The organism is Pseudomonas brassicacearum (genome assembly GCF_003732265.1).
In the GTDB taxonomy this organism is placed as follows: domain Bacteria; phylum Pseudomonadota; class Gammaproteobacteria; order Pseudomonadales; family Pseudomonadaceae; genus Aquipseudomonas; species Aquipseudomonas brassicacearum_D.
Map to the genome: position 1 here is coordinate 1 of NZ_MOBK01000010.1, position 26,809 is coordinate 26,809.

Annotated in this window: 23 protein-coding genes; 9 read left to right on the forward strand and 14 right to left on the reverse strand. The window is 60.1% G+C overall.

What is annotated here, in order from left to right; genetic code table 11:
• Positions 1 to 162 precede the first annotated feature (162 nt).
• Positions 163 to 1,290 (reverse strand): hypothetical protein, encoded by a 1,128-nt coding sequence (locus BK660_RS23940; RefSeq protein ID WP_123435383.1) that lies wholly within the window; start codon positions 1,288 to 1,290, stop codon positions 163 to 165.
• Between the two features lie 75 nt (positions 1,291 to 1,365).
• Positions 1,366 to 1,638, reverse strand: a complete 273-nt coding sequence (locus tag BK660_RS23945) for a hypothetical protein (protein ID WP_123435384.1) — start codon at positions 1,636 to 1,638, stop codon at positions 1,366 to 1,368.
• A 740-nt stretch (positions 1,639 to 2,378) separates the two neighbouring features.
• On the opposite strand from BK660_RS23945, the gene BK660_RS23950 reads away from it, so the two are divergent.
• The 3 genes from BK660_RS23950 to BK660_RS23960 all read left to right on the forward strand — a co-directional run bounded on the left by BK660_RS23950 (position 2,379) and on the right by BK660_RS23960 (position 6,125).
• Positions 2,379 to 4,313 (forward strand): RecQ family ATP-dependent DNA helicase, encoded by a 1,935-nt coding sequence (locus BK660_RS23950; RefSeq protein WP_123435385.1) that lies wholly within the window; start codon positions 2,379 to 2,381, stop codon positions 4,311 to 4,313.
• Between the two features lie 135 nt (positions 4,314 to 4,448).
• Positions 4,449 to 5,675: a 3-hydroxyacyl-CoA dehydrogenase gene (locus BK660_RS23955; protein ID WP_123435386.1), complete on the forward strand. Its 1,227-nt coding sequence runs from the start codon at positions 4,449 to 4,451 to the stop codon at positions 5,673 to 5,675.
• A gap of 30 nt (positions 5,676 to 5,705) precedes the next feature.
• Positions 5,706 to 6,125, forward strand: coding sequence for an acyl-CoA thioesterase (locus BK660_RS23960; RefSeq protein ID WP_123435387.1), 420 nt, complete (start codon positions 5,706 to 5,708; stop codon positions 6,123 to 6,125).
• Positions 6,126 to 6,195: 70 nt separating this feature from the next.
• On the opposite strand, the gene BK660_RS23965 is transcribed toward BK660_RS23960, so the two are convergent.
• From BK660_RS23965 to BK660_RS23980, 4 genes are all read right to left on the reverse strand, one after another.
• Positions 6,196 to 6,687: a glycine zipper domain-containing protein gene (locus BK660_RS23965; RefSeq protein WP_123435388.1), complete on the reverse strand. Its 492-nt coding sequence runs from the start codon at positions 6,685 to 6,687 to the stop codon at positions 6,196 to 6,198.
• A gap of 228 nt (positions 6,688 to 6,915) precedes the next feature.
• Entirely contained in the window at positions 6,916 to 9,264 is a 2,349-nt protein-coding gene (locus BK660_RS23970) for an FdhF/YdeP family oxidoreductase (protein ID WP_123435389.1), read from the reverse strand.
• On the reverse strand, positions 9,261 to 10,100 hold the full coding sequence (fdhD, locus tag BK660_RS23975) for a formate dehydrogenase accessory sulfurtransferase FdhD (protein WP_123435390.1): 840 nt from the start codon (positions 10,098 to 10,100) through the stop codon (positions 9,261 to 9,263). The genes BK660_RS23970 and fdhD overlap by 4 nt, the downstream gene beginning before the upstream one ends.
• Before the next feature lie 92 nt (positions 10,101 to 10,192).
• Positions 10,193 to 11,080: a LysR family transcriptional regulator gene (locus tag BK660_RS23980; protein ID WP_123435391.1), complete on the reverse strand. Its 888-nt coding sequence runs from the start codon at positions 11,078 to 11,080 to the stop codon at positions 10,193 to 10,195.
• A gap of 137 nt (positions 11,081 to 11,217) precedes the next feature.
• Here BK660_RS23980 and lysM point away from each other — a divergent pair, with 137 nt between their 5' ends.
• Entirely contained in the window at positions 11,218 to 11,658 is a 441-nt protein-coding gene (gene lysM, locus BK660_RS23985; protein WP_123435392.1) for a peptidoglycan-binding protein LysM, read from the forward strand.
• 127 nt (positions 11,659 to 11,785) lie between these two features.
• Here lysM and yrfG read toward each other — a convergent pair whose 3' ends face one another.
• On the reverse strand, positions 11,786 to 12,448 hold the full coding sequence (yrfG, locus tag BK660_RS23990) for a GMP/IMP nucleotidase (protein ID WP_123435393.1): 663 nt from the start codon (positions 12,446 to 12,448) through the stop codon (positions 11,786 to 11,788).
• 90 nt (positions 12,449 to 12,538) lie between these two features.
• Here yrfG and nudE point away from each other — a divergent pair, with 90 nt between their 5' ends.
• Together nudE and cysQ are read left to right on the forward strand one after the other, a co-directional pair.
• Positions 12,539 to 13,105, forward strand: coding sequence for an ADP compounds hydrolase NudE (gene nudE, locus BK660_RS23995; RefSeq protein WP_123435394.1), 567 nt, complete (start codon positions 12,539 to 12,541; stop codon positions 13,103 to 13,105).
• A complete protein-coding gene (cysQ, locus tag BK660_RS24000; protein WP_123435395.1) occupies positions 13,102 to 13,929 on the forward strand; it encodes a 3'(2'),5'-bisphosphate nucleotidase CysQ in 828 nt (275 codons plus the stop codon). Before nudE ends, cysQ begins: the two co-directional genes overlap by 4 nt.
• 162 nt (positions 13,930 to 14,091) lie before the next feature.
• Here the strand turns inward: cysQ and BK660_RS24010 are convergent, their stop codons facing one another.
• The 7 genes from BK660_RS24010 to rfbB are packed head-to-tail and all read right to left on the reverse strand — an operon-like array spanning position 14,092 to position 21,183.
• Positions 14,092 to 14,547: a thioesterase domain-containing protein gene (locus tag BK660_RS24010; RefSeq protein ID WP_123435397.1), complete on the reverse strand. Its 456-nt coding sequence runs from the start codon at positions 14,545 to 14,547 to the stop codon at positions 14,092 to 14,094.
• A 40-nt stretch (positions 14,548 to 14,587) separates the two neighbouring features.
• On the reverse strand, positions 14,588 to 15,979 hold the full coding sequence (locus BK660_RS24015; protein ID WP_123435398.1) for a sigma-54-dependent transcriptional regulator: 1,392 nt from the start codon (positions 15,977 to 15,979) through the stop codon (positions 14,588 to 14,590).
• Positions 15,976 to 17,784 (reverse strand): sensor histidine kinase, encoded by a 1,809-nt coding sequence (locus BK660_RS24020; RefSeq protein WP_123435584.1) that lies wholly within the window; start codon positions 17,782 to 17,784, stop codon positions 15,976 to 15,978. Before BK660_RS24020 ends, BK660_RS24015 begins: the two co-directional genes overlap by 4 nt.
• Positions 17,785 to 17,820: 36 nt before the next feature.
• Positions 17,821 to 18,690, reverse strand: coding sequence for a dTDP-4-dehydrorhamnose reductase (gene rfbD, locus BK660_RS24025; RefSeq protein WP_123435399.1), 870 nt, complete (start codon positions 18,688 to 18,690; stop codon positions 17,821 to 17,823).
• Positions 18,687 to 19,232: a dTDP-4-dehydrorhamnose 3,5-epimerase gene (rfbC, locus tag BK660_RS24030; RefSeq protein ID WP_123435400.1), complete on the reverse strand. Its 546-nt coding sequence runs from the start codon at positions 19,230 to 19,232 to the stop codon at positions 18,687 to 18,689. The genes rfbD and rfbC overlap by 4 nt, the downstream gene beginning before the upstream one ends.
• Positions 19,229 to 20,104 (reverse strand): glucose-1-phosphate thymidylyltransferase RfbA, encoded by an 876-nt coding sequence (gene rfbA, locus BK660_RS24035; protein ID WP_123435401.1) that lies wholly within the window; start codon positions 20,102 to 20,104, stop codon positions 19,229 to 19,231. Before rfbA ends, rfbC begins: the two co-directional genes overlap by 4 nt.
• Positions 20,101 to 21,183, reverse strand: a complete 1,083-nt coding sequence (gene rfbB, locus BK660_RS24040; protein ID WP_123435402.1) for a dTDP-glucose 4,6-dehydratase — start codon at positions 21,181 to 21,183, stop codon at positions 20,101 to 20,103. Before rfbB ends, rfbA begins: the two co-directional genes overlap by 4 nt.
• Before the next feature lie 176 nt (positions 21,184 to 21,359).
• Between rfbB and BK660_RS24045 the strand changes: the two genes are divergently transcribed.
• The 3 genes from BK660_RS24045 (at position 21,360) to aguA (ending at position 26,582) form a co-directional block, all read left to right on the forward strand.
• Positions 21,360 to 24,272, forward strand: a complete 2,913-nt coding sequence (locus BK660_RS24045; protein WP_123435403.1) for an aminotransferase — start codon at positions 21,360 to 21,362, stop codon at positions 24,270 to 24,272.
• Positions 24,273 to 24,591: 319 nt separating this feature from the next.
• Positions 24,592 to 25,470, forward strand: a complete 879-nt coding sequence (aguB, locus tag BK660_RS24050) for an N-carbamoylputrescine amidase (protein ID WP_123435404.1) — start codon at positions 24,592 to 24,594, stop codon at positions 25,468 to 25,470.
• 5 nt (positions 25,471 to 25,475) lie between these two features.
• Entirely contained in the window at positions 25,476 to 26,582 is a 1,107-nt protein-coding gene (aguA, locus tag BK660_RS24055) for an agmatine deiminase (protein ID WP_123435405.1), read from the forward strand.
• The last annotated feature ends 227 nt before the right edge of the window (positions 26,583 to 26,809 follow it).

The following is a 26,809-nucleotide window of genomic DNA, read 5'->3' on the forward strand; positions in this document are numbered from 1 at the left end:
TGGTTGGCATACATGCACCTCTTACTCATGTTATGCCCGAACACAAAATTTCTGACACCCCCAATTCGCCTGTAGGAACCGGCCGAACCTCGGCTAGTCCCTTTCTATAGGAGTTTTCCGCGACGCAATTTCTCTCGTTTCCTCGATCCCGCGCCCCTCACCTCAACGAATATGCCGATACGAATCCACATCCGCCAGGCCTGTACTCAACCCGGTCGCAGGCGCGTAGATCGTGCCCTTCACCGCCGAGAACTTCACCCCGTTACTGCCCAGCGAGACATACCGTTCGCCCTGATCCAGTTCGGTGAAGTAGGTGTACGAAAACTTTTCCATGGCTTTGTATTTTGCGGCGTCGCGGGTCATGGCGTTGTGGTGGATTTGCAGGTCGGCCACGGTCAGGTTCAGGGTTTTGTTCAGCGGTACGCCCCAGCGCTTCAGGCACACTTCGGCAAAGTGGCGAACGATCAGGCCGGGTTCGGCCAGGGTTTTGGGGCCGCTGACACCATCGGCAGAGGCATTGCCGACCAGCGTGCCATGGCGGCCGGGCAGGGGGTAAATGTGGGTTCGGGTGCCGGTGGCCGTTTGCGGAATGACACAGCTGAAACCTTTGGAGCGCTCGTCGCGGGCGTAGAAACCGACGTACTCCTTTACATTGGCATTGAGTTTTACTTTGTCTTCTTGAAAGTTACTGATGCCTGGTACCGGGTCAATTGCAAAGATACTGACGGGAATGTTTTTTAATGCCGTATCTTTAAACATGGCGTTGGCCAGCATATGGCAACTGATTCCCCCACGGCTCCATCCGACCAGATTAACTTTGGTGGGGATGATGCCGTCTTTGCGGAAGGTCTTGATGATTTGCTCTTGTAACTTTTGTTGGGTGACGCTGCGTTCGCCATAATTATATTTACGCCATAGCCAGGAACCTTCGATTTTCACGTCTTCAATGGGAATACCGGCAGCCTTGAGTCGGTTGTATTCGGTCTCGGTCAATTGTTCCCGCTGCCAGTCACATTTGCCTTTGATGATATTGACGGCGTGTTTGACGTTCTCCTCCCAGCCTTTTCCGAACAGGGTGCCGCTAAGGCCGTAGTCCTTGGACTGGGTAAACAGTTCATCCGCTTGCAGGTTGCTGGTGCCGGGACCATCGATCACGATCCATTCGGCAAACTCTCGCCCACCGTGCAGGGAAGCCAGGATCGAAACCAGTTCGCCATTCCAGTAAGTTGGATTTTTACTGTCAAATTTGGTCGAGCCGGTGCCGCAAAATAAAATAGTTAATGTAGTCATTGTTGTGCTCTTGTTTGATTAAAGAGCGGGCAGGTTAGTGTCGGTCGTTTAAATATTGAAAGTGATGGATTGTTTCTATGTTTGTGAGTGTGGTGTTCTTTGTCTGGCGATATCGAGAAGTTCACAACCATCCTGCGTTAATAAATAAAGCGCATTGACTATGTTGGGGATATCTTTTACATCCGCCTGTTTGAAGCACAAACAATAAAGCGTTTCGAGCAAGTCACTGGCCGCGCGCAAGCGTTGTTGCGCGGCGTCAAGGACCGCGCCGGTACTGGCGGCGGTATCTATGACCAACACGGGAGTTTCGCTGTAACTGGTTTTGAGTGGGCGATAGCGATCTTGCATGAGGTCCGTCCTGTTTTCAGCGGCGCGGCAAACTATAGGGGCGCGCATCCAGGCGTCGCAATACCGCGCAAATGGACAGGGTTTGTAGGGGATTTACTGCTGGTGTCGCCTTTTGCCTACGTGCGGGCCGAGGTTTTTCTCAGCAATACCTTGGGGAGGCGAATTTCCTACGGGATCGTCAGGCATAGCGCTTTAAGCCCCGGAAGAGGCTGCGTCAGAATCTGTAGGACGTTTCGAAAACCGCGTAAGGGAATCAGCCCGGCTCATGCTGCAAGTGCGAGCAAGAGCCGGGTGGTCATGTGGGTGTCTTAGCCACTTGACCCGCAGTTGTCAGGAAGTTCGCCAAGCCTGTTGAGCCGAACACTCAAGGGTGTCGCACGCAGCGAGCAACGGTGGCTCCGTAATGGGTCCATCGCAGGCACTCAGCAGCAGGGAAGTCAGGATCAGCGCAACGGCAAAAATCGATTTTTGGAGCATGGTCATTCCTTGTTCAAGTGCCGCGCCCATCAGGCGTCCTGCCGTGATGTGAAGTGCGCGGACGGTTGTTTTGCGAGGAAGACCTTACCGCCAGAGCAAACGGCACGGCGAGGAACAAAGTGTTTCGTTTGTTTCATTCTGTGGCCAGGCCCGATAGGGCGACGCTGTATCATCCCGTATCGTTTTGGTCCCGACCTTTTCTCGACTCGTTGCGTTTGCCGGCTAGGCTTTGGGCTTCGCAGCGGTCAACGGAGTGACAGCTTATGCACAACACCCTGGAACAGGTTTTCGGTTATTCACAGTTTCGTCCCGGTCAGGAGGCGGCAGTCAGCGCGGTGTTGGCCGGGCGCTCGGCAGCGGCGATTTTTCCCACAGGTTCAGGCAAATCTCTTTGCTATCAACTGCCGGCCCTGTTGCTGCCGCACCTCACGCTGGTGGTGTCTCCGTTGCTGGCGCTGATGCAGGATCAACTGGCGTTCCTGCAACGCCACGGCATTGCGGCGGGCAGCATCGATTCGGCGCAGAGTCGCGATGACGCCAGCGATGTGATGGCTCGGGCCAAGTCCGGCGAGTTGAAGATCTTGATGATTTCCGTGGAGCGCCTGAAGAACGAACGCTTCCGCAACTTCCTGCAGCAAGTCCCCATCTCGCTGCTGGTGGTGGACGAGGCGCACTGCATCTCGGAATGGGGCCACAACTTCCGCCCCGATTACCTCAAGCTGCCCGACTACCAGCGTCAGTTCAATATCCCGCAGGCACTGCTGCTGACCGCGACCGCGACACCCAAGGTGATCGCTGACATGCAGACCAAATTCGCCATCGCCCCGGAAGACGTGGTGACCACGGGTTTCTACCGGCCAAACCTCAATTTATTGGTTGAGCCCGTTCGCGGTCAGGACAAGCGCCGACGTCTGGTCGAATGGATGAGCGAACGCCCCGATCAGCCGAGCATCGTCTATGTCACCTTGCAAAAAACCGCTGAACACATCGCCGAACATTTAGGGCGCAACGGTATTCAAGCCGAGGCCTATCACGCCGGTTTGCCTCACGATCAGCGCGAAGGCATACAAAAGCGGTTCATGGCTGGACAGTCCAATTGCATCGTCGCCACCATTGCGTTTGGCATGGGGATCGATAAAAGCGACATCCGCAACGTGGTGCATTTCGACCTGCCAAAATCCATCGAAAACTACAGCCAGGAAATCGGCCGCGCCGGGCGCGACGGGCAGCCATCCGATTGCCTGGTATTGGCTAACCGCGACAGCCTCAACGTGCTGGAAAACTTCGTCTACGGTGACACGCCTGAACAGGACGGAATCCGCTGTGTGCTCGATGAAATGCTCGCCGCCGCGCCTGAGGGGCAGTGGGAGTTTTTGTTGGGGCCATTGGCCGATCAAAGCAACATTCGCCAATTGCCGCTGAAAACCTTGCTGGTGCAACTGGAGTTGCGCGGCTTGATCGCCCCGCGCTACGCCTATTACGCCGAATACCGGTTCAAGTATTTGCAAGAACCCGAGGCCTTGCTCGCGCGCTTCGAGGGTGAGCGTAAGGACTTTGTCGCCGCGATTATCCAGACTTCCAGCCGCGCACGAACCTGGGCCACGGTGAACTTCGATGCGCTGTACGAGCAGCATCAGGCGGAACGCAATCGGGTGGTCAAGGCGCTGGATTATTTCCAGGAGAAGGGCTGGATCGAGCTTGAAAGCAAGCAGATGACCGAGATCTACAGCCTGCTGAAAACGGACTTCGACAGTCAGGCCCTGAGTGTCGAACTGCACGCTTATTTCACCCAACATGAGCGTACCGAGATCGCGCGGATTCACGCCATGCTGGACCTGTTCGCCACAGACCATTGCCTGGGTTATCGCCTGGCCGAGTATTTCGGCGACGAAAAAGCGCCTCTGCAATGCGGGCATTGCTCGGTGTGTCACGGTGATGTGGCGCGGCTGCCTGCGCCACCGGAATTGCCGGCGCTTGTGGATAAAAATTTCGAAGCGCTGTGCGGTGATTTTATCCACAAGCATGAACAGCACACGGGCAATGTTCCATCGGCTGAGCGCGTGACGCGTTTTCTGTGCGGGATCAGCGTGCCGCTGTTTACCAAGATGAAGGCGCGGGCTGTTTCAGGGTTTGCGGCGCTGGAAGATTATCCGTATGCCGAAGTGCGGGAATGGGTAGAGCAACATCTCTCAGGCTGAACCGTCCCCTGTGGGAGTGATCTTGCGGCCACATCCATCCGCTGAATGTTGCTCATCACAGGAATAAATTTCAAAAACCGGCGATGGCTGACTATGGTGGGGGCAGTCTTTGGATCGCCAACAAGAGAGCAAATCATGAGCCAGACGCCATTCAATATTCAGCGCGCCGCCGTCATCGGGGCGGGCACCATGGGCCGTGGCATTGTCATGTGTCTGGCCAACGCCGGGGTGCCGGTGCAGTGGGTGGATAACAATCCGCAGATGCTTGAACAGGCGCTGGCCGCCGTGGCCGACACCAACGCTCACAATGTGCGACAAGGGCGTATCGATCAGGCTGAAGCCGATGCGCGCATTGCGCGGGTGACCGCAGCGGCGGATTACGCAGCGATCCGCGAGGTCGATCTGGTCATCGAGGCGGTGTACGAAAACCTCGAACTGAAGCAGAAAATCTTTCGCGAGCTGGATGGCCTGCTCAAACCTGAAGCGATTCTGGCCAGCAACACGTCAGCGCTGGACATCGACGCCATCGCCGCCGCCACTCGCCGTCCGCAGCAAGTGCTGGGCCTGCACTTCTTCAGCCCGGCCCACATCATGAAACTGCTGGAAGTGGTCCGCGGCGCCCAGACTGCGCCGGCGGTGCTTGATGCAGCGCTGGCACTGGGCAAGCGCATGGGCAAGGTGAGCGTGGTGGCGGGCAATTGCGACGGTTTCATCGGCAACCGCATGCTTAATACCTACGTACTCGAAGCGCGCAAGATGCTGCTGGAGGGGGCTTATCCCTATCAGGTGGATGCGGCGCTGCAAGGTTTCGGTTTTGCCATGGGGCCGTTCCGCATGTACGACGTAGTGGGCGTCGACCTCGGGTGGCGCGCTCGGGAACTGGCGGGCACAGGCCAGGATGCACCGGAGGTCCAGGTGGATAACCGCCTGTGCGAACTCGGGCGTTTCGGTCAGAAGAGCGGTAACGGTTATTACCACTACGAGCCCGGCAGTCGTCAGGCCGAGCACGATGTTGAAGTCGATGCGCTGGTGCTGCAGGTCAGCGAAGGATTGGGCTTCCAGCGTCGTGAGATCAGCGCTGAGGAGATTCTTGAGCGTTGCTTGCTGGCACTGGTCAACGAAGGGGCGAAGATCCTTCAGGAAGGCATTGCGCAGTCAGCGCACGATATTGATCTGGTGTACCTCAACGGTTACGGTTTCCCGGCGGCGAAGGGCGGGCCAATGGCCTGGGCGGATCAGCAAGGCCTGGCGGACATCCACCAGCGCTTGATGGCGCTGGAAACCCGGCAGGGCGACCATTGGAAGCCGGCGCGTTTGATCGGTGAGCTGGCGGCGGTGGGTAAAGGGTTTGCGGATCGGTAGACTTCAGCCACTTCAAGACGAGAGCTGCGCATGAACCAACGCACCGACTACCCACACTTCCAGCCGATCACCACGCGCTGGCACGACAACGACGCCTACGGTCACGTCAACAACGTCACCTACTACAGCTTCTTCGACACGGCGGTGAATACCTACCTGATCGAAGTCGGTGGCCTGGATATCCATGACGGCGAAGTGGTGGGTTTTGTCGTGAGTTCGGCGTGCGATTACTTTGCTTCCATCGCTTTTCCGGACCGGATCGAGGTCGGCCTGCGGGTCGGCAAGCTTGGCAACAGCTCGGTGCAATACGAGTTGGCCGTGTTCAAGCAAGGGGAAGAGGAGGCCTGCGCGGCCGGGCGCTTCGTGCACGTGTTTGTCGATCGTGCTTCGAATCAGCCGGTACCGATTCCTGCCGGGTTGCGTGGGGCTCTGCAGCGCCTGGTGGTGTAAACCAGGCAAAAAAAATCGCAGCCCAAGGGCTGCGATTTTTTATGTACCGGCCAACGAGGCGATTGAAGCCTCAGTCGCGGTAATACTTGTGATGCTTGCGATGCCCATAGGCATGACCGCGGCCAGGGTGGCGGTCACGGTAGTAGCGACGATCATCGCCATGGCCACGATAGGAGCGATTATCGTTGTCGCCCTCATCATCGTATTTGTTGCCCATGTAGTTACCCAGCGCGCCACCGGCGCCGCCACCTGCTGCGGAGCCGATCAGGCTGCCAGTGGTGCCGCCCATGCTGCGGCCGACCACGTTACCGCCCGCTGCGCCGAGTGCGCCACCGATGGCGGCTTCGCCACGGCTGTGTTTGTTTGCGCCGACTGCGCTACCACCCGCGCCGCCCAGGGCCGCGCCGATGGTGGAACCTGTGTTGCCGCCCAGCGACTGACCGACGACCGAGCCAAGAACCCCGCCCAATGCGCCGCCCACACCTGCTTCGGTGGTGCCGCCAGCAGAAGCAAGGCCACTGAACAAGCCAAGGGACAACAAGAGAATCGAGGAGAACTTCATGGAGGAACCTCAAGGGGATGACGACGCGATCCTGAGGCTGTGTCAGAGGCGTGACAATCGAAATCCGACGAGTAACACGACTTGTGCACAATTCTATAAGTTACTGTTTTTTAGGCGGAACTTAACTGTTTTTCGTCGGTCTTTAGTTACTTCGAACAGGCCGTTTCTTTACAGAAACGGCCTTTTTTGTGGGCGATAGGAAAGTGTTTGACCCGATCAGACGCCGCGTTAAGCCGACTTGGCCAATATCAATCCAGTCTCACTCGCTATTTCCAACCGGATCGCCACAAACTTCGACGTCGGCGTATGGCTGCCATCCCCGATGCTTTCCAGCGGCACCAGTGGATTCACTTCCGGGTAGTAAGCCGCCGCTTGCCCCGCCGGAATATCAAACGCCAGCAACGTGAAGCCCTTCACGCGACGCTCACGGCCGTCATCCCAGATCGAAACGATGTCAGCCTTCTGCCCCGGTTTGAAACCCAGACGGATGATGTCGGCTTCGTTCACAAACAACACATCGCGCTGACCTTTCACCCCACGGTAACGGTCATCAAGCCCATAAATCGTGGTGTTGTACTGATCATGGGAACGCATCGACTGCATGATCAGATCCGGCAACACGCCAGTCGCACGGGTGCGTTCATGCACCAGGTCTTTAGGCAGTACGTTCGGCCGGAAGTTGGCACGCCCCGACGGGGTATTCCACTTGCGCGCCCCGGCACTGTTGCCGAGGTAGAAACCGCCTGGATTCTTGACCTTCTCGTTGAAGTCCCGGAAGCCCGGAATGGTGTCGGCGATCAGGTCGCGGATACGGTCGTAATCGGCCACCAGCCAGTTCCAGTCCACCGGTTTGCTGCCCAGCGTGGCGGCGGCGATGCCGGCGATGATCGACGGCTCCGAGCGCATCTGGTTCGACAGCGCCTGCAACTGACCGTTGGAGGCGTGGACCATGCTGAACGAGTCTTCCACGGTCACCGCTTGCGGGCCTTCGGTCTGGATGTCGATGTCGGTACGGCCCAGGCACGGCAGGATCAGTGCGTCTTTACCGTGGGCCAAATGGCTGCGGTTGAGCTTGGTGCTGATCTGCACGGTCAGGTCGCAATTGCTCAACGCCTGGAAAGTGCGCGAGCTGTCCGGCGTTGCTTGGGCGAAGTTGCCACCGAGGCCGATAAACACTTTGGAGCGACCGTCGGCCATGGCGTGAATCGCTTCGACCACGTTGTGGCCATTGTCACGCGGCACCTTGAACTGGAAACGGCGCTCCAGCGAATCGAGGAACGCCACCGGCGGACGTTCGTTGATGCCCATGGTCCGGTCGCCCTGCACGTTACTGTGACCACGCACCGGGCACAGGCCGGCACCCGGCCGGCCAATATTGCCGCGCAACAGCATCAGGTTGGCGATTTCCTGGATGGTTGCCACCGAATGGCGGTGCTGGGTGATGCCCATCGCCCAGCACATGATCACGTTCTTGGCCTTGACATACATGCGCGCCGCTTGCTCGATCTCCACCAGGGTCAGGCCGGACTGTTCGACGATCTGCTCCCACGGCGTATCGTCGACGGCGGCCAGGTAATCCAGCACGTTGGCGCTGTGTTCGTTGAGGAAGTCGTGGTCGAACACCGCAGGCTCACCGGCCTTCTGCGCATCGCGTTCCCATTGCAGCAGGAACTTCGCCATGCCGCGCATGATTGCCATGTCGCCGCCCAATGCCGGACGGAAGTACGCGGTGTTGGTCGGCTTGTCGCCGTTGGTGAGCATTTCGATCGGGTGTTGCGGGTGCTGAAAGCGTTCCAGTCCACGCTCTTTTAGCGGGTTGATGCACACCACCTGCGCGCCGCGTTTCACTGCTTCGCGCAGCGGTTCGAGCATCCGCGGGTGGTTGGTGCCGGGGTTCTGGCCCCAGACGAAAATCGCATCCGCATGTTCGAAGTCGTCGAAGGTCACGGTGCCTTTGCCGACGCCAACGCTCTGCGCCAATGCCACACCGCTGGCCTCGTGGCACATGTTCGAGCAGTCGGGAAAGTTGTTGGTGCCGTAAGTGCGCACGAACAATTGATAGAGGTACGCCGCTTCGTTGCTGGCACGGCCCGACGTGTAGAACTCGGCCTCGTTCGGGCTCGACAGGCCCTGCAGATGCTTGGCGATCAAGGCGAACGCAGCTTCCCAGCTTATCGGCTTGTAGCGATCGGTTTCGGCGTCGTAGCACATCGGCTCGGTCAAACGGCCTTGGTACTCGAGCCAGTAATCACTTTGCTCCAGCAACGAGCTGACGCTGTGCCTGGCGAAAAACGCACCATCGACACGGCGTTTGGTCGCTTCCCAGTTCACCGCTTTGGCGCCGTTCTCGCAGAACGCCACCATGCCGGCTTCTTTGGAATCGCCCCAGGCGCAACCCGGGCAGTCGAACCCGCCGTTCTTGTTGGTCTTGAGCATCATGCGCAGGTTTTTCAGCGCGTTGTCGCTGGTCAACCAGGCCCGGGCAACGCTGGCCAGTGCGCCCCACCCACCGGCCGGACCTTTGTAAGGCTTGTAACGAGGAACAGGTGTCTGGTCGGCTTGACGGTGTTGACTCACGCTTGATTCTCCAAAGCCGGGCTGTAAACCCGTGGCGCATTCTTCTGGGGCAGATGGATGAGGTTGAGGTTGTGACGACGGGCCCATTGCACGGCAAGGCCCGTGGGTGACGACAGGCTGACCAGGGTCTGGATGCCGGCGCGCAACACTTTCTGGATCAATTCGAGGCTGCAACGGCTGGTGACAATCGCCAGCCCGCCGGTGGTCGGGATCTTCTGGCGGATCAGTCCGCCAATCAGCTTGTCGAGGGCGTTATGACGGCCGATGTCTTCGCGGCCCAGCAGCAATTCGCCCTGACCGTTCATGAACACCGCCGCGTGCACCGCACCGCAGTGCTGACCGAGCGGCTGGAAGGCGCCGATGCGTTGACGCAGGCCATCGAGCCATTCGGCGGGGGGCAGTGGCGCGCCCGGTAATACCCTGAGATCGGGCAATGCCTGCTCGACCGCTTCCACGCCACACAGCCCGCAACCGCTGGTGCCGGCCAGTTGCCGACGTTGCTGCTTGAGGTTCCAGAAGGCGCGATTGGCGATGGTCACTTGCGCGTACTGCGCCGACCCCGAGCCGCTGAGTTGCAGGTCATAAATGTCGGTGGCGTCCTCGATGATGCCGCTGCCCAGGCTGAAACCGACGATAAAGTCTTCAAGGTCAGTCGGCGTCACCAGCATCACCGCCTGGCTGATGCCGTTGTAGGCGATCGCCAACGCCACTTCCTCGGCGAGCGCGGTGCTGGCCGATTCGGTGTATTGGAGGTCGCTATAGCTGTAGGTCTGGCTTGCGTCTGGCGCGGGCGTTTCAAGGGCTGGCGCCGCGCAGGAAGGGCGCTTGGCGTTCATGGCATCACCGACGGATTGGTCAGGCTTAAGCCTAGGCGCGTCAATAGGTCGCGTCTAATCGCTATTACTGATCTGCCGATAGATGGCGTCGATCAAGAGTCCGTTGGTGATTTCTGATAGATCGCAAAACAGGCCTCCGCCAGGGCCGAACGCGGCGCGCTTCGACGCATGATCAGCCCCAGCCGGGCGAGGGTCTGGGCTTTTTCGATGGGTTGCAGGCGCAAATGATCGGTGAGGTTTTCCAGGCCGCCGTCCAACGGCATCACCGCGCAGCAGAGGCCGCCGTGCACCGCTTGTAACAATTGGTGGACGGCATCGGTTTGCAGCAGGGGTTGGGGCGTCAGGCCGCGACTGTGGAAATTGTGGTCGATGGACTGACGAAAGTGCATGCCGCTGGTGAGCATGCCCAAGGGCAACTCGATCAGCGATTCCCATGTGAGCGGCGCTTCGCCGAAACTGAAGAAACGATGATCGTAGAGCAGGCCCATGCGCGTTTCGCTGAACGCCAGCGAATCGAAACGCTCGCCGTCCAGGCGTTCCAGATAGGATACGCCGAGGTCGAGACGGTTGTTCGCCAGTTGTTCGAGGATCTGCTCGGAGCTCAGCGCCGAGAGTTCGAAACGCAGGTTCGGGTGTTCGGCGTGCAGGCGTTGCATCAAGGGCAGCGGATCGAAACTCGACAGCGGCACCACGCCCAACCGCAACGTACCGACCAGATTGCCGCGACACGCCGCGGCTTCCGCCTGCAAACCGTCGTAGGCCGCCAGCACCGTGCGCGCCCACGCCAGCACCCGTTCACCCGGCGCCGTGAAACCTTCAAAGCGCTGACCGCGATTGACCAGCGGCAGGTCGAGTTCTTCTTCGAGGCTGCGCAGGCGCATGGACAGGGTCGGCTGGGTGATGTGGCAGCGCGCAGCGGCCTGGCCGAAGTGCCGGGTTTCGTCGAGGGCGATGAGGAATTTCAGCTGCTTGATGTCCATCTTCGCTCCAGGGCGCGGTGAGGGAGGGGATTCTAGCGCTTGCGCCGGATCAACGTCATTGGTCGGGTTGGAACCGGGGATTACAGGCTTGGTCTAGTCTTTTGCGTCTGGAACCTGAAAACCAAGGAGAGTGCACCATGAGTCTTTTGAGCTTTGTGAAAGAAGCGGGCGAAAAACTGCTCGATTTGCTGACCCCCGGCAACGCCAATGCCAGCGAACAGTTGAAGGACCACATCAGCAAGGTCGGCCTGGGTAACCCGAATGTGCAGGCCACGGTGGATGGCGACAAAGTGACCGTGACCGGGGAAGTCGGCAGTCAGGAAGAGAAGGAAAAAATCCTGCTGGCGGTGGGCAATATTGCCGGCGTGGGCAGTGTGGACGATCAGATTACCGTGACCGGGCCGGTTGCCGTGGCGGCGCAGTTTGTCGTGGTAAAGGCTGGGGACACGCTGAGCGCCATTTCCCTGCGCGTGTATGGCGATGCCAACAAGTATCAAAAAATCTTCGACGCCAACAAACCGATGCTCAAGGATGTGAACAAGATCTATCCGGGGCAGTCGTTGCGGATTCCTGAGTAATCTCCAAGACCGTGTGATGGCCATCGCGGGCAAGCCACGCTCCCACAGGTTTTATGTCGTATGCACACTATGCGAACGACACAAAACCTGTGGGAGCGTGGCTTGCCCGCGATGCAGGCGATAAGGTCTAAAGCCCCGCAATCAAATCCCGATAATCCCCCACCGCCGCAAACTCCGCCGTGTCCTTGGGCCCTTTGCGACTGTCCGGTTCACTCACCGCCAACAGATGCGCTACGCCAAACGCGCGCGCACTGCGCAGGATCGGAAGCGTGTCATCGATAAACAGACTGCGTGCCGGATCAAAGCCGATATCGGCCTGCAACGCCTCCCAGAACTGCGGATTCTCCTTGGGAAACCCGTAATCATGCGAGCTGATCAGGCGCTCGAAATACGGCGCCAATTCAATCCTTTCCAGCTTCAATGACAGCGAATCGCGGTGTGCATTGGTGATCATCACCACTCGCTTGCCGGCCTGTTTGATCGCCGCCAGAAAGGTATCCGCATCCGGGCGCAAGGCGATCAGGTGCGCGGTTTCCAGTTTCAGTTCGCGCACCGGCAGTTTTAATTCAGCGCTCCAGAAATCCAGGCAGTACCACTGCAACTGGCCGGCATTGCGTTCGAACAGCGGCTGCAATTCCATCTCGGCCATGGCCCGGCTCACCCCGTGCAACTCGGCGTAACGCTGTGGCAAGTGCTCCATCCAGAATTGGTTGTCGTAATGCAGGTCCAGCAGCGTGCCGTCCATGTCCAGCAGAACGGTGTCGATGTCGCGCCATGGCAGCAGGGACATAAAAAACTTCTCCAGCGGTAAAAGAGATATCCGAGGTCAACAATCAGGATAGGCCGGGTATAGTAACGCGTTCACGCCCAGGAGCTTTTCATGCGCCAGAAACCCACCGTACTCGCCCGCGAGATCGTCGCCACCAGCCGTCTGTTCTGTGTCGAAGAGCTGAAACTGCGCTTTTCCAATGGCGTGGAGCGCACCTACGAGCGTCTGGTCGGCAAAGGCGCAGGTTACGGCGCGGTGATGATCGTGGCCATGCTCGATGCCGATCACGCGGTGTTGGTCGAAGAATACTGCGGCGGCACCGATGAATATGAACTGTCCTTGCCCAAAGGCCTGATCGAGCCGGGTGAAGATGTGCTGGCGGCGGCCGAGCGAGAGCTCAAGGAAGAGGCTGGGTATGGCGCGCGGCAACTGGAGCATCTGACTGAGTTGTCGCTGTCGCCCGGTTACATGAGCCAGAAGATTCAGGTAGTGCTGGCGACCGATTTGTATGAAGAAAGCCTTGAGGGCGACGAGCCCGAGCCAATGGGCGTGGAAAGGATCAACTTGCGCGAGCTGTCCGCGCTGGCACAGAACCCGCGCTTCACCGAAGGCCGTGCCTTGGCGGCGCTGTATCTGGCCCGTGATCTGCTGACTCAGCGTGGGGTGTTTTTGCCATGAATTTTCCACATCCATTGATGGCGCCGGTGGTTGATCTGGCGTTGAAGGCTGGCGACGCGATTCTGCCGTTCTGGCGCACCGGCACCGCCGTGACGGCCAAGGCTGACGATTCACCGGTGACCGCTGCCGATCTGGCGGCTCATCATTTGATTTTGGCCGGGTTGACCGCGCTGGACCCCAGCATCCCGGTGCTGTCCGAGGAAGACGCCAACATCCCGCAAAGCGTGCGCGCCGGGTGGCAGCGCTGGTGGCTTGTGGACCCGTTGGACGGCACCAAGGAATTCATTTCCGGCAGCGAAGAGTTCACCGTCAACATTGCGCTGATCGAGCAGGGGCGGGTGGTGTTTGGCGTGGTGTCGATGCCGACCAACGGTCGCTTTTACGTCGGTGGTGCCGGTTTGGGCGCCTGGCGTGGCGACAAGGGCAGCTCTCCATTGCCGATCCAGGTCCGCGAAGTGCCAGCGGCGGGGGAAGCGTTTACCGTGGTCGCCAGCCGCCGGCATTCGAGCCCGGAGCAGGAGCGCTTGCTGGCCGGGTTGAGCGATAGCTTGGGTGAATTGCAATTGGCCAACATCGGCAGTTCGCTGAAATTTTGCCTGCTGGCGGAAGGGGCGGCGGATTGTTATCCGCGTCTGGCGCCGACTTCGCAGTGGGACACGGCAGCGGCGCAAGGCGTGCTGGAAGGTGCGGGCGGCGAGGTGCTGGACTTGAGCGGTGCGCCGTTTTGCTATCCGGCGCGGGAATCGTTGTTGAATGAATTCTTTTTGGCGCTGCCGGCGAAGGCCGCGTGGCGCGAAAAATTGCTGGAACTCGCGCGTTCCTGATCGCGGTTAGAAGGGGCTTTACCCCGCAATCTGCCAACTATGCAAAACCCCTGTGGGAGCGAGCCTGCTCGCGAAGGCGGTGTATCAGACAACATTAATGTCGGCTGACACGCCCTCTTCGCGAGCAGGCTCGATCCCACATGTTTTTGTGCTGGCCTCTACTCAGCGGTGGAGGACGTACTGACCGGTAAACCGCACCGCATCCTCATCGCTGTCGACATTCACGATCCTTGAATGCAGCGTCAACCGCGCCCGCCCATAGCGCTGATACATCGCCAGAAACTTCTTCCACACCGCCGCACTCGGCGCCTGGCAAATCGCCGTCGCGTCCATGGTCACCGGCAGTGGATAGCTGATCTGCCCTTCCTGAATCACGATGTGCCCGTCTTCAATCCCTTCTTCACGCAAACGCAAATGCAGCCAGCCCCAACCCGCCAGCACCGCGCCGCAATACAGGCTACCGCCGAACATGGTGCTCTTGTGATTGACGTTGGCTTCCAGCGGCAAGTACAGGCGCAATTGCTGGTCGTGCCAGTCGAGCACTTTGACCCCCATCGCCTGCGTCAGGGGGATGTCGCGATGGAGAATGGATTCCAGGTGACGACTGTCGCGGTTCATGCACAGGCCTCTTGTTTGAAAGTGATGATGTAACGGTCGCTCAATCGAGATCGTCGCTCGACCCGCTGGCGCCACCCGCGAAGTTCAGCCCGTGTTTGCGCAGCTTGTCGTGCAAGGTTTTGCGCGGAATGCCCAGCGCTTCGGCGAGGCTGCGCACAGAGCTGTGAGAGCGTGCCAGTTCGGCGGCGATCAGGCTCTTCTCGAAGTTTTCCACTTGCTCGCTCAAGCTGCCACTGACCCCTTCAACCGTTGTGGCGGTTCCACCCTCGGGCGCCGTGTTGTCCAGTGCCAGTTCCAGGCCGAGGGCAAAACGTTCGGCGGCGTTTTGCAGCTCCCGTACGTTGCCGGGCCAAGTGTGGCGCAGCAGCAGGGCGCGTTGCCCCGGTTGCAATTCATGGGGTGGCAGACCGTGGCGGGCACTGGCTTCATCGGCGAAATGCTGGAACAACATCAACGCATCTTCGCCGCGCTCGCGCAGCGGCGGAATGCGCAGCGGGGCGACGTTCAGGCGGTAATACAAGTCAGCGCGGAAGCGCCCTTGATCGGCGGACTGGCGCAGGTCTTCCTTGGTCGCGGCGATGATGCGGATGTCCAGCGGGATCAACTGATTGCCGCCCAAGCGCTCGACGACGCGTTCTTGCAGCAAGCGCAGCAATTTCACCTGCACATCCAGGCTCATGCTTTCGATTTCATCGAGAAACAGCGTGCCGCCGTTGGCGAATTCGAACTTGCCGATGCGACGTTTTTGCGCGCCGGTGAACGCGCCGGGCTCGTGGCCGAACAGCTCGCTTTCCACTACCGACTCGGCCAGTGCGCCAGCGTTGATCGCCACGAACGGACCGTTACGACGGTTCGACAAATCGTGCAGCGCACGGGCCACGACTTCTTTGCCCGCGCCGGTTTCACCGAGGATCAACACGTCAGCCTTGGTCGCGGCCAGTGCGCCAATCTGCTCACGCAGGCGCAGCATCGGCGCCGATTGCCCAACCAGGCGGGTGCTCAGTTCGTTGCGATCACTCAAGGCCAGACGCAGGCTGCGGTTATCCAGCACCAACCGGCGCAAGGCCAGCGCACGGCGCACGCTGTCGAGCAGGGCGTCGCTGGCGAACGGTTTTTCGAGGAAGTCATAAGCCCCGGCGCGCATGGCTTGTACCGCCAGCGGCACATCGCCGTGGCCGGTGATCAACAGCACCGGCAGCTCCGGGTCCTGGGCATGCAGTTCGGTCAGCAATTCGAGACCGTCCATGCCCGGCATCCGAATGTCGCTGACCACCACGCCCGGCCAGTCGCGCTCCAGTTGCGCGGCCAGGCCTTTGGCTTCGGCCAGCGGCAGGATTTTCAGGCCGGCCAGGTCCAGGGTCTGACTCAAGGCCTGACGCAAATGGGGATCGTCGTCGATCAACACGACCTGAATGCGATTGTCGATGGTCATGCACTTCGGTCCTCGGACGGTTGCAGGCTCACGCCCGGCGCGCCTGCGCGCAGCTTCAGGGTAATCAGGGCGCCACCTTCCTTGTGGTTGGCGAACGACAGTTCACCTCCGAAGGCACGCATCAGGGTTTCGCAAATCGCCAGCCCCAGCCCAAGCCCTTGTGTGCGGGTCTTGGTGGTGTAGAAGGGCTCGCTCGCACGCCCCAGGGCTTCCATGCAAAAGCCGGGGCCGTTATCGCGAATGTACAAAGTGACGCCGTCTGCGGTGGATTGGGCACTCAACCAGAGTTTACGCGGCGGACCTTTTTCGGTCAGCGCATCGAGGGCGTTGGCCAACAGGTTGCCGAGCACCTGACGCAGACGGGTTTCCCCGGCCTCGACCCACAGCGTGGCGGCCGGCAAATCGCGGATCAGTTCGACTTCCATGCTGCGTCGGCGCTTGGCCAGTAACGCCAGTGCGTCATCCAGCGCCGGTTGCAGGGCCACGCTTTCCGGCGCGTGCCGATCACGTCGGGCAAAGGCGCGCAGGTGAGCGATGATCGAGGCCATGCGCCCGGTCAATTCGCTGATCAGTTTGAGGTTGCCGCGCGCATCGTCGGTGCGTTGATGATCGAGCAGCACTTCGGCGTTTTCCGCATAGCTGCGAATCGCCGCCAGCGGTTGATTGAGTTCGTGGCTGATGCTCGCCGACATCGTGCCGAGTGCCGACAATTTGCCGGCCTGGACCAGATCATCCTGGGCGCGAACCAGCTCTTGCTGGGCATGCTCGCGCTCCAGCACTTCCTGTTTCAATCGGCGGTTGAGGCCTTCGAGGTCGCTGGTGCGCTCGGCGACCCGACCTTCGAGTTCACGTCGGGCCTTCGCTTCGAAGGCGATCCGTTCGAGGTAATGGCGCCGGCGCTGCATCATCAGCCCGAGCAGCAACATCACCACCAACAGCGTTGCGCCGCCAATGGCGACCACCGTGCGCACCGGGCGATCGATCAGGGTGCGCGGGGCCAGGATGCTGACGTTCCAGCCGGTTTCGGCGATTTGCCGGGTCTGCGTCAGCCAGGCATTGGGATTGAGTTTCAGCGGCTTCGGATCGCGGGTCGGATACGGCTGGATCGCAGAAATGGCCTGGTTTTCTTCATCGCTCAACGGGCGGGTCGAGCGAAAGCGCCACTCCGGTCGCGACGTGAGAATGACCACGCCGTTGTGGTCGGTCAGCAGCAGTTGTTCCGGGGTTTTGCCCCAGAGGCTTTCGGTGTGGTCCAGGTCGACTTTGACCACCAGCACGCCGATGACTTTTTCGCCATCGCGTACCGCGGCGGCGAAGAAGTAGCCGCGTTTGGCCGAGGTCGTGCCCAGGCCGAAAAACCGTCCGAGCCGCCCGGCCATAGCTTCACTGAAATAAGGCCGGAAGGAAAAATTACGCCCGACGAAGCTGTCATGTTTGTCCCAATTGGACGCCGCCAGTGTCTTGCCACGGGTGTCCATCAGGTACATGACTTCGGCACCCGTTTGGGTGCTGATGTTTTTCAGCAAGCGGTTGGCGTTGCCCTGGGTGACGCTATCGTCTGGCGCTCCGAGTACGGCGCGCAGGGCCGGCAGGTCGCCGAGGATTTGCGGCAAGACTTCATAACGGTGCAACGTGCCCAGCAGGTTGGCGACGTACAGGTCGAGGGTCTGACGGTTCTGTCCGGCCAGTTCGCTGCGGTAATAACGCTCGGCCAAATGCTCCAGCGGCCACAGCAGCGGCGCCAGGCACAGCGCTAGCAGTGCGAGGCTGCGCCAGCGGGGTCTGCGAGGGAGGGTCGGAGTCATGAGCATCGAGCGCCTGAGGGTACAGGCGCATTATGCCTAGGCTTGTCCGGCAAGACACTCGCGCAGCGCAGTTTGCCAGTCTGGCTGGCTGACGCCCCATTCGCGCCGCAGACGGCTGCAATCGAGGCGAGAGTTCAGCGGGCGGGCTGCGGGTGTCGGATAGTCGCTGGACGGAATCGGCAGCAGGTTGGCGCATGGCTTACCCTGTTCGCGAAGCGCATTGCCAATGGCCTGGGCGAAGCCGAACCATGAGGTTTCACCCCGGGCCGTCAGGTGATAGGTGCCCCAGGCGCCGGCCTGTCCCGCTTGCCAGCGTTCAATCAGCGCGACGGTGCTGCTGGCAATCGTGCCGGCCCAGGTGGGCGCGCCGATCTGGTCAGCGACAATGCGCAACTCCGGTTTTTCTTGCAGCAGGCGTTGCATGGTCAGCAGGAAGTTACGGCCGTGGGTCGAGTAAACCCAGCTGGTGCGCAAGATCAGGTGCTGGCCTTGAACCGCCGTGATCGCCTGTTCGCCAGCCCATTTGCTCTTGCCGTAGACGCCGAGCGGGTTGGGCGCATCGTCTTCGTCGTAAGGCTCGGCCTTGCTGCCGTCGAACACGTAGTCGGTCGAGTAATGAATCAGCGGGATACCCAGCGCCAGCGCCTCTTCGGCCAATACGCCCGGGCCGGTTGCATTGATGGCAAACGCCAGTTCCGGTTCGCTCTCCGCCTGATCGACTGCGGTGTGCGCCGCTGCGTTGATGATCAGGTCGGGGCGTACTGTTTGCACGTGCTGACGAATGTGGTCCGGTTGAGCGAGGTCGAGTTGATCGCGCCCCAGCACAATCAATTCGCCGACCCCGCCCAGCCGACGCTGCAACTCACGCGAGACCTGACCGTTCTGGCCATTGATGAGTATTTTCATGGAAACAGATCGGCCTCTAGAAAGCGCTGGCCGTTCTGATCCTTGGCCGACAGCTGCGGGGCTTCTTCCAGTTGCCAGTCGATGGCGAGGGTCGGATCGTCCCAACGAATACAGCGCTCGGCGGACGGTGTGTAGTAATCGGTGGTCTTGTAGAGAAACTCGGCAAAGTCGCTCAGTACCACAAACCCATGGGCAAAGCCTTCGGGCACCCAGAGTTGCCGATGGTTTTCGGCAGACAACCGTACCGCCTCCCATTGGCCGAAATTCGGAGAGCTGCGACGGATGTCTACCGCCACATCGAGCACCTCGCCGGCGGTCACCCGCACCAGTTTCCCTTGCGTGTTTTGCAACTGGTAGTGCAGGCCACGCAGCACGCCTTTCTGGGAGCGGGAGTGATTGTCCTGGACGAACTGTGGGTTCAACCCCGTTGCTTTTTCGAACGCCTTGGCATTGAAGCTTTCGTAGAAGAAACCGCGTTCGTCACCGAAGACTTTGGGCTCGATGATCAATACACCGGGCAGGCTGGTTTCAATTACCTTCATTGTTCTTCCCCAGCCAGCATGAAGAGGTACTGGCCGTAACCGGTCTTGCCGAAATAACTGGCGCGTTCCAGCAGAAGCTCGCGGCTGATCCAGCCGTTTTCATAGGCGATCTCTTCCAGGCAGGCGACTTTCAGGCCCTGACGGTGCTCGATGGTCTGCACATATTGAGAGGCTTCGAGCAAGCTGTCGTGGGTGCCAGTGTCCAGCCAGGCGAAACCGCGACCAAAGCGCTCGACCTGCAAATCGCCGCGTTTCAGGTACGCGTTGTTGACGTCGGTGATTTCAAGTTCGCCGCGAGGCGAGGGTTTTACAGCCTTGGCGATTTCGATCACGTCGTTGTCGTAGAAATACAGGCCAGTGACGGCGTAGCTGGATTTCGGTTTTTTCGGCTTCTCTTCGATCGACAAGGCGCGGCCCTCACTGTCGAAATCGATCACGCCAAAGCGCTCCGGGTCTTTGACCCAGTAGCCGAACACGGTCGCGCCGCAAGGTCGTTTTGCCGCGTTCTTCAACTGATCACCGAAGTGCTGACCGTGGAAGATGTTGTCACCGAGGATCAGGCAGACCGGGTCGTCACCGATAAACTCTTCGCCAATCAAGAAGGCCTGGGCGAGCCCGTCCGGCGACGGTTGTTCGGCGTAACTGAAGTTGACCCCGAACTGGCTGCCATCACCCAACAGGTTGCGGTACTGCGGCAGGTCCTGGGGCGTTGATATCAGCAAAATATCCTTGATGCCGGCCAGCATCAGTACCGAGATCGGGTAGTAGATCATCGGCTTGTCGTAAACCGGCAACAGTTGCTTGGACACGCCCAGCGTGATCGGGTGCAAACGCGTACCCGAGCCGCCTGCCAACACTATGCCTTTCATCATGCGAGCAGTTCCTTGGTATTGATGGCGCCCAGTCGTTGGCCCTGATAGCTGCCGTCCTGAACACGGTGACACCACTCCAGGTTATCCAGGTACCACTGAACGGTTTTACGCAGGCCGGTTTCGAAGGTTTCTTCGGGTACCCAGCCGAGTTCGCGTTCGATCTTGCTGGCGTCGATGGCGTAACGCTGGTCGTGGCCGGGACGGTCCTGGACGAAGGTGATCAAATCGGTGAAGTGCGCCACGCCTTCCGGCTTTTGCGGCGCCAGTTCTTCAAGCAGGGTGCAAATGCCACGCACCACGTCGATGTTTTTCTGTTCGTTGTGCCCGCCGATGTTGTACGTCTCGCCGACCACGCCTTCGGTGACCACTTTGAGCAGCGCGCGGGCGTGATCCTCGACGAACAACCAGTCACGCACTTGCAGGCCGTTGCCGTACACCGGCAATGGTTTGCCCGCCAGGGCGTTGAGAATCACCAGCGGGATCAGCTTCTCGGGGAAGTGGAACGGCCCGTAATTGTTCGAGCAATTGGTCAGCAACACCGGCAAGCGGTAGGTGCGCTGCCAGGCGCGGACCAGGTGATCGGACGCCGCCTTGCTGGCGGAATACGGCGAGCTTGGCGCGTAGGGCGTGGTTTCGGTGAACAGATCGTCGACGCCGTGCAGGTCGCCGTACACCTCATCGGTGGAGATGTGATGAAAGCGGAAAGCGCTTTTTTCAGGTTCGGCCAGCGTCTGCCAATAGGCGCGGGTGGCTTCGAGCAGGCTGTAGGTGCCGACGATGTTGGTCTGAATGAAGTCCGATGGACCGTCGATGGAACGGTCGACATGGGATTCCGCCGCCAGGTGCATGATCGCGTGCGGCTGGAAACGCGCCAGCACTGCGCTCACGGTCGACTGGTCGACGATGTCGGCTTGCACGAACTCGTAGCGGGTGTCGGTGGCAATGCTGGTCAACGATTCGAGATTGCCGGCGTAGGTCAGCTTGTCCAGGTTGAGCACTTCGTGCGCAGTGTTCTGAATCAAGTGACGAATCAGGGCAGAGCCAATGAAACCGGCACCGCCGGTGATGAGAATACGCATGTTGGCCAGCCTTTTTCCGTAAGACGATAAAGCGAATGAGCATAGCTTGTCGGCAGGAGCGGGGTGGTGCAATAGGGTTGTTGGTCGTATTTGGGATTTAGCGCGTCAACGGGGGGTTGATTCTCGACCGAGGCAGTGGCGATATAAGCGCCTAATAACATTTAAGAGGTCGCTGTATGCCGCTCGCCACGTTGATTCATCGCGCCAGTTTGCCCAGCCCGCAAGTGTCTGCGCAGCAAGCGCTAGAGCTGCTGGAGGGGCATTACGGGCTGAGCGGAACATTGCAGGCCCTGGGCAGCCAGCAGGATCTCAACTTTCGCGTCGACAGCGACCAGGGGTGTTTCGTCCTGAAAATCTGCCGTGGTGATTATTCGGCGCTGGAACTGCAAGCCCAGCACGCGGGGCTCAAGCATTTGCGTGAGCAGTCCGGCGTGAAGGTGCCGCGAGTGATCCCGGCCAACAATGGTGCGGATCTGCTCACGCTGGACGTCGCTGGCCAATCGGTGCACGTGCGCCTGCTCGACTACATCGAAGGTCAGTCGCTCACCCATCTGGATCACCTGCCGGGTGCCGTGGTGGCGGGTTTCGGTCAACTGTGCGGCGAAATGGACCTGGCCCTGGCCGCGTTCGATCACCCGGGCCTTGAGCGCACGTTGCAGTGGGACGCCCGTCACGCCAATGCATTGATCGGCCATTTACTGCCGGTGATCAAGGATGACGCGCAACGCCGGTTGATCGCCGAGGCCGCCGAACGCGCCGAGCGCCATCTGCAACCGCTGGTGGACACGTTGCCGGTGCAGGCCATTCACATGGACATCACTGACGACAACGTGGTCTGGCAGCGCGATGCGCAACGCCAGTGGCAGTTGCAGGGCGTGATCGATTTCGGCGACCTGGTCCGCACCTGGCGCATCACCGATCTTTCGGTGACGTGCGCGGCGTTGCTGCACCACGCCAACAGCGATCCGTTCTACATTTTGCCGGCCATCGAGGCCTATCACGCGGTCAACCCTTTGCACCCGGCAGAACTGCTGGCGCTGTGGCCGCTGATCGTCGCCCGTGCGGCGGTACTGGTGCTCAGCGGCGAGCAGCAAGTCAGCATTGATCCGGGCAACCAGTACAGCCGTGACAACCTGACCCACGAATGGGAAATTTTCCGCGTGGCCACCTCGGTGCCGCTGGAACTGATGGAAGTGGCGATCCTGGCGTGCGTCGGCCAGCGCCTGCCGAGCATCGGCAGCGAAGGGTTCGCGCCGTTGTTGCCGAGCCTGGTGGGGCGCGAGTTTGCGCTGATCGATCTGGGCGTCCTCAGCCCGCATTTCGAGGCGGGCAACTGGGAGCAAGAAGGCATCGATCAGCGCCTGCTGACCGAAGCCGCCGCGACTCACGGCCTGGCGGCCAGTCGCTATGGGCAATACCGGTTGTCACGAACCCGGCCAGATACGGCGGACGAGCCGGACACCTGCCCGTTGCACGTCGAGTTGCGAGTGCCCCACGGCACGGCGGTCGAATCGCCGTTTGCCGGTGTGGTTCATCAGCCTTCGGCGGGCGTCCTGCAACTCGACGGTCCGCAACTGAGCGTACGCCTGTGGGGCGTGACCCCGTCGCTGCACACGGGCGCAGCGCTGGTCAAAGGCCAGGTGCTGGGCTCGGTCAGCGGGCCGTTGATGGTGCAGTTGTGCCGAGGCACGGCGTTCAATGCGCCGCTGTTTTGCACACCTTCGCGCGCCCTGGCCTGGCAAGCCTTGTGCCCGTCGCCCGCGACATTGCTGGGGCTGGCCTGTGACGCTGAAGAGGAACTCGATTCGCAAACGCTGCTGGCGCGCCGCAGCGCCAGTTTCGCCCGCACCCAGAAGCACTATTACGTCGACCCGCCGCGCATTGAACGCGGCTGGCGCAACCACCTGATCGACATGCAGGGCCGTTCCTACCTCGACATGCTCAACAACGTCGCGGTGCTCGGCCATGGTCATCCGCGCATGGCCGCGGTCGCCGGTCGTCAGTGGTCGCTGCTCAACACCAACTCGCGTTTCAACTATGCGGCGGTCGCCGAATTTTCCGAGCGTTTGCTGAAGCTGGCGCCGGATTCCATGGACCGGGTGTTTTTGGTCAACAGCGGCAGCGAGGCCAACGACCTGGCCATTCGCCTGGCGTGGGCCTACAGCGGCGGGCGCGACATGCTCAGTGTGCTGGAGGCCTATCACGGCTGGACGGTCGGCGCCGATGCCGTGTCGACGTCGATTGCCGACAACCCCAAAGCCTTGAGCAGCCGTCCGGACTGGGTCCATCCAGTCATTGCGCCGAACACGTATCGCGGGGAATTCCGTGGCCCGGACAGCGCGCCGGACTACGTGCGCAGCGTCGAACACAACCTGGCGAAAGTCGCTGCGCAGGGACGCAAGCTGGCCGGTTTCATTTGCGAACCGGTGTACGGCAATGCCGGCGGGATCTCGTTGCCACCGGGTTATTTGCAGCAGGTCTACGCCATGGTCCGCGCCCAGGGCGGTGTGTGCATCGCCGATGAAGTGCAGGTCGGTTACGGCCGAATGGGCCATTTCTTCTGGGGCTTTGAAGAGCAGGGCGTGGTGCCGGACATCATCACCATGGCCAAAGGCATGGGCAACGGCCAGCCGTTGGGCGCAGTGATCACCCGCCGGGAAATTGCCGAAGCACTGGAGGCAGAAGGGTATTTCTTCTCGTCGGCGGGTGGCAGCCCGGTCAGTTGCCAGATCGGCATGGCGGTGCTGGATGTGATGGAAGAAGAAAAGCTCTGGGAAAACGCTCAAGTGGTGGGCGGGTATTTCAAGGAGCGGCTGGAAGCGCTGATCGATATTCATCCGCTGGTGGGCGCGGTGCACGGTTCCGGGTTCTACCTGGGCGTCGAGCTGATCCGCAACCGCGACACGCTGGAACCGGCAACCGAAGAAACCACGGCGTTGTGTGATCGCCTGCGTGAGCTGGGGATTTTCATGCAACCGACCGGTGATTTCCTCAACGTCTTGAAGATCAAGCCGCCGATGGTGACCTCGCGCCAGAGCGTGGATTTCTTCGTCGACATGCTCTCGAAGGTGCTCGCGGAGGGCCTGTAAATACCTTCTCACTGTATGCGTAGGGACAAAATGTGGGAGCGAGCCTGCTCGCGAAGCGGTGTGTCAGGGGGCGTTGATGTCGACTGACACACCGCCTTCGCGAGCAGGCTCGCTCCCACAAGAAGGAGTGTTAATTCGATAGATATCGGCTTCTGAGCAAAAAAAAATGACAAAATGTTTCTTGGTTGCTTCTAAAGCCGATATTTATCGGCTATAAAGTCACCGCTGCCTCGCTGTGGACGATCCACAGCCTGCGCTTCCCATTTCTGTCACGGGTCGAGGCCACACTCGACCCAAGCCTTTGCTCAGGAGCCGATTCATGAGTCGTATCGTTACCGTCGCCGCTACCCAGATGGCCTGTTCCTGGGACCTTGAAGCCAATATCGAAACCGCTGAAAAGCTAGTTCGTGAGGCGGCAGCCAAAGGCGCGCAGATCATCCTGATCCAGGAACTGTTCGAAGCCCCGTACTTCTGCCAGAAGCCCAACGCGGATTACCTGCAACTGGCCACGACCGTTGAAGACAACGTCGCGATCAAGCACTTCCAGAAAGTCGCCAAAGAGCTGCAAGTGGTGCTGCCGATCAGCTTCTACGAATTGGCCGGGCGCGCGCGCTTCAACAGCATCGCGATCATCGATGCCGACGGCTCCAACCTCGGGATTTATCGTAAAAGCCACATCCCGGACGGCCCCGGTTACCACGAGAAGTACTACTTCAACCCGGGCGATACCGGTTTCAAAGTGTGGAACACCCGTTACGCGAAAATCGGCGTGGGCATCTGCTGGGACCAGTGGTTCCCGGAGTGCGCCCGCAGCATGGCGTTGCAAGGCGCGGAAATCCTGTTCTACCCGACCGCCATCGGCAGTGAACCGCACGACAAGACCATCTCGTCCCGTGATCACTGGCAGCGCGTGCAACAGGGCCATGCCGGCGCCAACCTGATGCCGCTGATCGCCAGCAACCGCATCGGCAACGAAGAACAGGACGGCTACGACATTACCTTCTACGGCTCTTCCTTCATTGCGAACCAGTTCGGCGAAAAAGTTCAGGAGCTCAACAAAACCGAAGAAGGTATTCTTGTGCACACTTTCGACCTCGACGAGCTGGAACACATTCGCAGCGCGTGGGGTTCGTTCCGTGATCGTCGCCCGAACCTGTACGGCGCACTGAAAACTCTCGACGGTTCCCTGGAGTCCTGATTCTCATGACCACTTTGCACACCACGCCTCGCGCCGACGGCTTCTACATGCCGGCCGAATGGGCGCCACAAACCCAGACCTGGATGATTTGGCCCGAGCGCCCGGACAACTGGCGCCTGGGTGGCAAACCGGCGCAAGCCGCACACGTGGCGGTGGCCAAAGCCATCGCGCGTTTCGAGCCGGTGACCGTCGCGGTTTCCGCAGGCCAGTACGAAAATGCTCGCGCCCGTCTCGACGTGCCGAATATTCGTGTGGTGGAAATGTCCAGCGATGACGCGTGGGTGCGCGACACTGGTCCGACCTTCGTGATCAATAACCGTGGCGAAGTCCGTGGCGTGAACTGGGACTTCAACTCGTGGGGTGGTTTCGACGGCGGCCTGTATTCGCCGTGGAACCGTGATTCGCAGGTCGGCGGCAAGATCCTCGAGATCGAGCGCAGCCAGCGTTACCGCACCGAGGGCTTCGTGCTCGAAGGCGGTTCGATTCACGTCGATGGCGAAGGCACCCTGATCACCACCGAAGAATGCCTGCTCAACCGCAATCGCAATCCGCACCTTGATCGTGCAGAAATCGAAGCGGTGCTCAGCGCGAATCTGGCTGTGGATAAAATCATCTGGCTGCCGGACGGTTTGTTCAACGACGAAACCGACGGCCATGTGGATAACTTCTGCTGCTACGTGCGTCCGGGCGAAGTATTGCTGGCCTGGACCGATGATCCGCAAGACCCGAACTACCCGCGCTGCCAGGCGGCGATGAAAGTCCTGCAAAGCAGCACTGACGCCAAGGGACGCCCCTTCACGGTGCACAAGATGCCGATTCCGGGGCCGCTGTACGCGACCGAAGAAGAGTGCGCCGGTGTCGACCCGGTGGACGGCACTCAGGAGCGAAATCCGACCGTTCGTCTGGCTGGTTCGTACGTGAACTTCCTGATCGTCAACGGCGGCATCATCGCGCCAAGCTTCGATGACCCGCTGGACGGCCCGGCAAAGGAAATTTTGCAGACGCTGTTCCCGCAACACGAAGTGGTGATGGTGCCAGGCCGGGAACTGTTACTGGGAGGCGGTAACATTCACTGCCTTACCCAACAGCAACCCGCACCGCACAAGGAGTGAGTGGGGTTGTAACAGCCTGAGTCGATTGCAAAATCAACCGGGTTCAGGCGAACCCTCTCCGCACCCTGAAAAGCCCGCAGCCCTTATGGACTGCGGGCTTTTTTGTATCCGCTTGTCGACAGTTCAGAAACATTGGCACAGCTCTTGTATCTGTCACCGCGTGAAACAGGGAGGGGGAGGACTTCGATGTTCTGTCATAAACCTTGGATAAGTTAGCCGCTCACAAA